General features: G+C 36.9%; 5 protein-coding genes. 2 read left to right on the top strand and 3 right to left on the bottom strand.

Annotation, left to right across the window (positions count from 1 at the left end):
* Positions 1-101 precede the first annotated feature (101 nt).
* The 3 genes from AC5WOC_RS21060 to guaA form a co-directional block, all read right to left on the bottom strand.
* Complete coding sequence (locus tag AC5WOC_RS21060) at positions 102-1,139, bottom strand: gluzincin family metallopeptidase (protein ID WP_496057394.1); 1,038 nt, start codon at positions 1,137-1,139, stop codon at positions 102-104.
* A 463-nt stretch (positions 1,140-1,602) separates the two neighbouring features.
* On the bottom strand, positions 1,603-2,931 hold the full coding sequence (locus AC5WOC_RS21055) for an NCS2 family permease (protein ID WP_496057393.1): 1,329 nt from the start codon (positions 2,929-2,931) through the stop codon (positions 1,603-1,605).
* Between the two features lie 24 nt (positions 2,932-2,955).
* Positions 2,956-4,494 carry a glutamine-hydrolyzing GMP synthase gene (gene guaA, locus AC5WOC_RS21050; protein WP_496057392.1) on the bottom strand — a complete coding sequence of 513 codons (1,539 nt, stop codon included), beginning with the start codon at positions 4,492-4,494 and terminating at the stop codon, positions 2,956-2,958.
* 202 nt (positions 4,495-4,696) lie between these two features.
* Here guaA and AC5WOC_RS21045 point away from each other — a divergent pair, with 202 nt between their 5' ends.
* Both AC5WOC_RS21045 and AC5WOC_RS21040 read left to right on the top strand, forming a co-directional pair.
* On the top strand, positions 4,697-5,659 hold the full coding sequence (locus AC5WOC_RS21045) for a phosphotransferase enzyme family protein (RefSeq protein WP_496057391.1): 963 nt from the start codon (positions 4,697-4,699) through the stop codon (positions 5,657-5,659).
* Positions 5,660-5,664: 5 nt separating this feature from the next.
* Positions 5,665-6,054 (top strand): RidA family protein, encoded by a 390-nt coding sequence (locus AC5WOC_RS21040; protein WP_496057390.1) that lies wholly within the window; start codon positions 5,665-5,667, stop codon positions 6,052-6,054.
* Positions 6,055-6,171 lie beyond the last annotated feature (117 nt).

Genomic DNA, 6,171 nt, shown 5'->3' with positions numbered 1-6,171 from the left:
AAATAATATAACATGCTCCATTGTAATAAGTCAACACTTTTTTTATATTAACTTTTTCTTTTCTTCATTATCTCCATCGTATTTTAGGTGGAAGGACCAGCTTAATGATAGGAGATCCTATTTTTTAGTAGTATTTCCTCAGTTCTTTGATTGGTCAATGCTTGTTTTTGGGCACTATCTGCATCTTTGTAAGGAAATTGGTGTAATTGGCGCAAAACAGAAGCTATTTTTTTCTCACCAAAATGATCAGCTAAAAATTGAAATTGTACATAACAAGACAAGTAGTAGCGATATGCCTCATGATCATTTAACTGCTCTAGATTCATTCTCTCCAGCTGTTTGATTTTATATGGCCTAAAATCCCGATCGATATGAGGTTTCTCACCTGTAAAAAAAGCTTCATAATACATTGCAGCACCTTCTTGCAGCCAATAAGATGCATTGTCATTTGTCATATCACTTAGCAACTGATGAGTATATTCGTGTGCGAGTCCATGGCGCAAAGAAGTCGTATCTGTTTTTCCAACTACTAATTTTATCGATTGCTTTGCTTCATTCCAGCCTCCAGCCCAACTTGGTAAAGATAACTTAACAGATTGTCGAAATACTTCTGGATTTTGATACAACTTCGCCTCTATCTGCTTTGAGTTCCAGTTCCATTTTTGATTTAGTATATGTGATATTTTAACCAATACATCCAACGAACTCTTTGCTTGGCTCTCCAAATGGAAGTCGCTGTATCTGACAGTCAAATTGTTTCTATGAAATTCATATCCCAATGAATCTGCATCTTGCCAGCCATTTTTTGTTCTTATTACGTAAGTAGGATACTGCAATATATACTGCTTATTGTTTTTTCTATACGATTGGATGATTTCAACTCGATAAAAATTTTTATTTAGCTTTTTATACTGCTTTGTTTTAATTTGAAAAGAATTGGGATCAATAAATTGAACAGCGTCTTCAAACCAGCGTTTTTGTTCTTGTCGATAATGGTCATCAAAATAAATTGTCGATATAAAAGAGGATAAATCCCCTTTATTCACTGCCATTTGTTTCATTTGAAACATATGATTTATTTCAGAAACGTCAGAAGACGGGAAAAAACTTAGCCAACAAGTAAGTAGAAATATCAACATGTCTAATAACCCCCTACCTATTAACATTTCTACTTGGCGGATTCATTATACACAAGAAAAAGCCACCGTTTTGCGGTGGCTTTCTTTCTATACAACTAAGGATACGGACCTTTCGCTTGCTGATAACTACTGCTTTGGAACTCCAATAGAATCCCCCCTCAGAAAGTCACTGAAGCTTTTTTCCATTTCCAGTCTAAGTATTTTGTTTCTTTTACTATGGGTATGGCCCCAATGAATCTACTTTCTTCACTTCAATGGATTTGATCATAAACTGATACCCTCCTAGTGAGTCAAGTATTCACCAAGTAGAACAACCATCTACTTGTAAAGATAATGTTAATAGTTTATGAAAGTTTGGTCAAGGCTTTTTCTATAATAATTTGAACAAACGGAACATTTCCCACTAGATAAAACTTTGTTTTATACAATAAAAATCCCCTTGTATGGAACAAGGGGATTTTTATTAAATAGATTCGATGAAAATAAAACGTAAAACGAACAACACCGCTAATATATACATGATCGGGTGAACTTTTTTGCCTTTCCCGACAACCAATTGACAGATAGGATACATAATAAATCCAATTGCAATTCCAGTAGCGATACTATATGTTAGGGGCATCATGATGACAGTAAGAAATGCCGGTAACGCTACTGCAAAATCATCCCACTTTATGTTTTTTAAGCTACTGGCCATTAATACACCAACAATAATCAATGCTGGAGAAGTGATAGCAGCAACACCAGCAAAAGCTTTCACCAATGGAAAGAAAAACACAGAAAGAGCTAAACAAATCGCCGTAACTACTGAAGTAAGCCCTGTCCTTCCTCCAGAAGCAACCCCAGAAGTAGATTCTACATAAGATGTAACTGTACTCGTTCCCATCGTGGCTCCTGCCATCGTTGCTAACGAATCAGTAACCAATGCCCGACCCGCTCTTGGTAACTTGTTATCTTTCAAAAATCCAGCTTGATTTGCCACTCCTACTAGTGTACCAGCGTTATCAAATAAATCAACAAACAAGAAAGAAAAAACGATGGTTACTAATCCCAAGTCAAATGCACCAGCAATATCCATTTTCAAAAATGTAGGTGCTATGCTAGGTGGTGCAGAAAAAATACCTGTTGGAGGTGCGATTAATCCAGTAATCACTCCGACAATTCCTGTTACAACCATTCCGATAAAGATTGCACCAGTAACTTTTCGAAGCATGAGAATAACGGTAAATATCAATCCAAAAATAGTAAGTAACAACTGGGGATCATATGCAAGTTTTGGACTTAGAGCTACAAATGTCGCTTCATTTGCAACAATAACACCAGCATTTTTCAAACCAAGAAAAGCTACAAAAATACCAATTCCAGCTGATACTGCATATTTCAACGAAGATGGAATAGAGTTAATAATCATTTCCCTTACTTTTGTTACAGTAAGTAACAAAAAAATGACCCCAGAAATAAAAACTGCTCCAAGTGCTTTTTGCCACGGCACTCCCATGCCTAAACAAACGGTAAAAGTAAAATATGCATTTAATCCCATTCCAGGAGCTAACGCAATCGGATAATTTGCAATTAAGCCCATCAAAAGGGAACCAAGAGCTGCGGAAAGACAAGTCGCGACGAATACAGCTCCAAAATCCATACCGGTTTTACTGAGCAAACTAGGATTTACCAAAATGATATAAGCCATAGCAAAAAAAGTGGTAACACCTGCTAAAATTTCGGTTCTAACATTTGTATTATTTTCTTTTAATTTGAAAAATCCAGAACTAGTTGATTGATTTTCTGTCATGCCGAAATCCTCTTTTCTATAATGCTATTCCCATTCAATTGTCGATGGCGGTTTGGAGGTAACATCATAAACGACACGGTTCACATGATCCACTTCATTTACAATCCGCGTAGATATTTTTTCCAAAATATCATAAGGGATTCTCGCCCAATCAGCTGTCATCCCATCAATGGAGGTAACTGCACGTATGCCTACTGTGTAAGCATAAGTCCGAACATCACCCATAACACCAACACTTTTAAAATCAGGAAGTGCAGTGAAATACTGCCAAATTTCATTGTCCAAACCTGTTTTTGCAATTTCTTCTCGTAAAATAGCATCGGAATCTCGGACAATCTGTAATTTTTCCTCTGTAACTTCACCAATTACACGGATAGCAAGACCTGGACCTGGAAATGGTTGACGCCAGACAATTTCCCGGGAAATACCCAATTCTTCTCCTAATTTGCGAACCTCATCTTTAAATAACGTATTAAGCGGTTCAATTAACTCCATACTCATTTCCTCTGGCAGTCCACCAACATTATGATGGGATTTTATGGTATGAGCAGTTTCCGTGCCAGATTCAATGATATCGGTATATAGTGTTCCTTGGCCTAAAAAATCATGTTTTCCTAATTTCGATGATTCTTCCTCAAAAACATAAATAAACTCGTTTCCAATTATTTTCCGCTTTTGCTCTGGATCAGATACCCCAGCAAGTTTACCGAGAAAGCGATCTTTCGCATCGATTTTGACAAAGTTCATATGGAAATGATCACGGAATGTGGAAACAACACCCTCTGCTTCCCCTTTGCGAAGAAGTCCATGATCGACAAACATACATGTCAACTGATCTCCGATCGCTTTATGAATAAGCACTGCTACTACAGAAGAATCTACCCCACCACTAAGCGCACAGAGTACCCGTTTATCTCCGACACGTTTTTTAATATCTGCAATTGCGTCTTCCATAAATGTCTCCATTGTCCAATCGCCTTTACAGCCACAGATTGCAAATAAAAATTGTTTAAGCATTTCGTTACCATTTGTTGTATGTTGGACTTCTGGATGAAATTGAACAGCATAATAATTCCGTTTTTCATCCATCATTGCTGCGATTGGAGCAGAATCTGTCTTTCCAATGACTTCAAAACCAGTTGGGGGAGCAATCAGAACATCACTATGGCTCATCCATACTTGCTCTTTCGCCCCAAATGATGCAAATAATTTGCTGTTCCCAACAACTTCAAGTTCTGCTTTCCCGTATTCTCGTTTATGTGCTCGATCTACTTTTGCACCAAAGTGAGCAGCTATTAATTGCATGCCATAACATATCCCTAAGATTGGCACACCCATATCAAAAAGAGCAGGATCACACTTAAGTGCACCCTCTTCATATATGCTATTTGGTCCACCAGAAAAAATAATTCCTGAAGGTTTATGTTGCTTGAGTTCTTCTGCAGTAATGTTATGAGGAAGCAATTCACTAAACACACCTAAATCTCGTATTCTTCTAGAAATCAGTTGATTATATTGACCTCCAAAATCTAAAACAACCACACGCTCCAATTGTTGATTCATAGCTACCTCCAATGTTTTCCTTCAAAAACGAACATATTATGGATTATTTCTAACAAAAATATAATCATATACGAACATTAAGGTCAAGATATAGGCGGAATGTTTTTTTATTCATAAGACATATCTACCACAGATAAAAATTTTCTTTTGTTATAATAAATAAGATGATTAACCGAACAAGAAAGCATGGTGATGAAAGCGAATGTGGAAACAAGATATCGTGAACGAAGCTGTTCGTCGATTTCACGGCAGCGAATTGTCTTGTACCTGTATAGGTGGTTTTTACCAAAATGTTTTTCAATACGAACGTGATGGTGAAGAATATATTCTGAAACTGATTCCTTCCGCAAACAAAGATCGCAATATGATACGATCTGAAATGAAATGGATACAATTTTTACGAAAAAACGGAATTAATATCCCAAAAAATATACTATCCAAAAGAGGAAATACCATTGAAGTGATACATACGCTCCCCATTCCTTGTTGTGCTATTTCCTACGAAAAGGCAGAAGGAGAAAAAATAAACAATAAGCAAACAGACTTCATCCATTGGAATGAGTATTTATTTACACGATGGGGTCAAGAGATGGGAAAAATGCATGCCATCTCTAAAAAGTTCCATCTGCAAGAAATGGATACCCCTTTTGATGATTGGGATCAAGGAGAAATTTATCATCGAGATCTCTCAACTGCACCAAAACTCGTACAAGACCGATGGGTAGAGCTCCGAGAAACAGCAAGCCAATTGCCGAAAAACAGTAAAACATACGGACTCATCCATAATGAATTTAGTAACCGAAATTTCCTTCTCAACAAAAATAGAGAATTAGTTATATTCGACTTGAATCATGTCAAATATCACTGGTATACATACGATATCGCCATTGCTCTATATCATGCCCTGTATTATGTATCGGAATACGAACAGAGCACATTTAAACAAGAGTTTTTACATAAATTTATGTTTGGCTACCTGTGCGAAAACGATTTAGAAGATGATTGGGAAGATCAGATCAATTTCTTTCTCAAATTTTATACCAATTTTCGTTATTTATATTTGCATATTTATATGCATCGCGAAACTGCTAGTAAAGAAAAATTTGAAGAGTATAAACGATTAGAGAGAATGGTAAATCCGGAAAATAAACTATTGCGAGGATGAGAAGCATGCAAATACAAAAAGTTTTCACAGGGGCACCATGGGAATCTGAAGTAGGTTATTGTCGGGCTTTACGAGTAGGGAGCCGGATTGAAGTAGCAGGCACAACAGCAATGAAGGAAGGAAAAGTAGTAGGTGCAGGGAATGCCTATGAGCAAACCATATTTATTTTACAAACGATAGAAAATGCGTTGAGGCAATTAGGGGCAAATATGTCAGATGTCATCCGTACCAGAATGTTTGTAACAGATATCTCAAAATGGGAAGAAATCGGAAAAGCACATGGAGAGTTTTTTCAAGAAATACAACCTGTTGCTACTATGGTTGAAGTAAAAGGACTAATTGATCCTGATTTATTAGTAGAGATAGAAGTGGAAGCATTCCTTAAAGATAAATAATTTGACACTCCACATGGCTGAAGCCATGTGATTCTTGGGACGGTTGCCTTCTGACTACTTCATTACCAAGCTAACTCCGTGAGCCCCACGGTTGAACATAGTTTTTGTTGCTACGTC

Source organism: Shimazuella sp. NTD247, assembly GCF_059510415.1.
The sequence above is the reverse complement of the archived record's forward strand: the minus strand, read 5'-3'. Positions and strand labels throughout refer to the sequence as shown.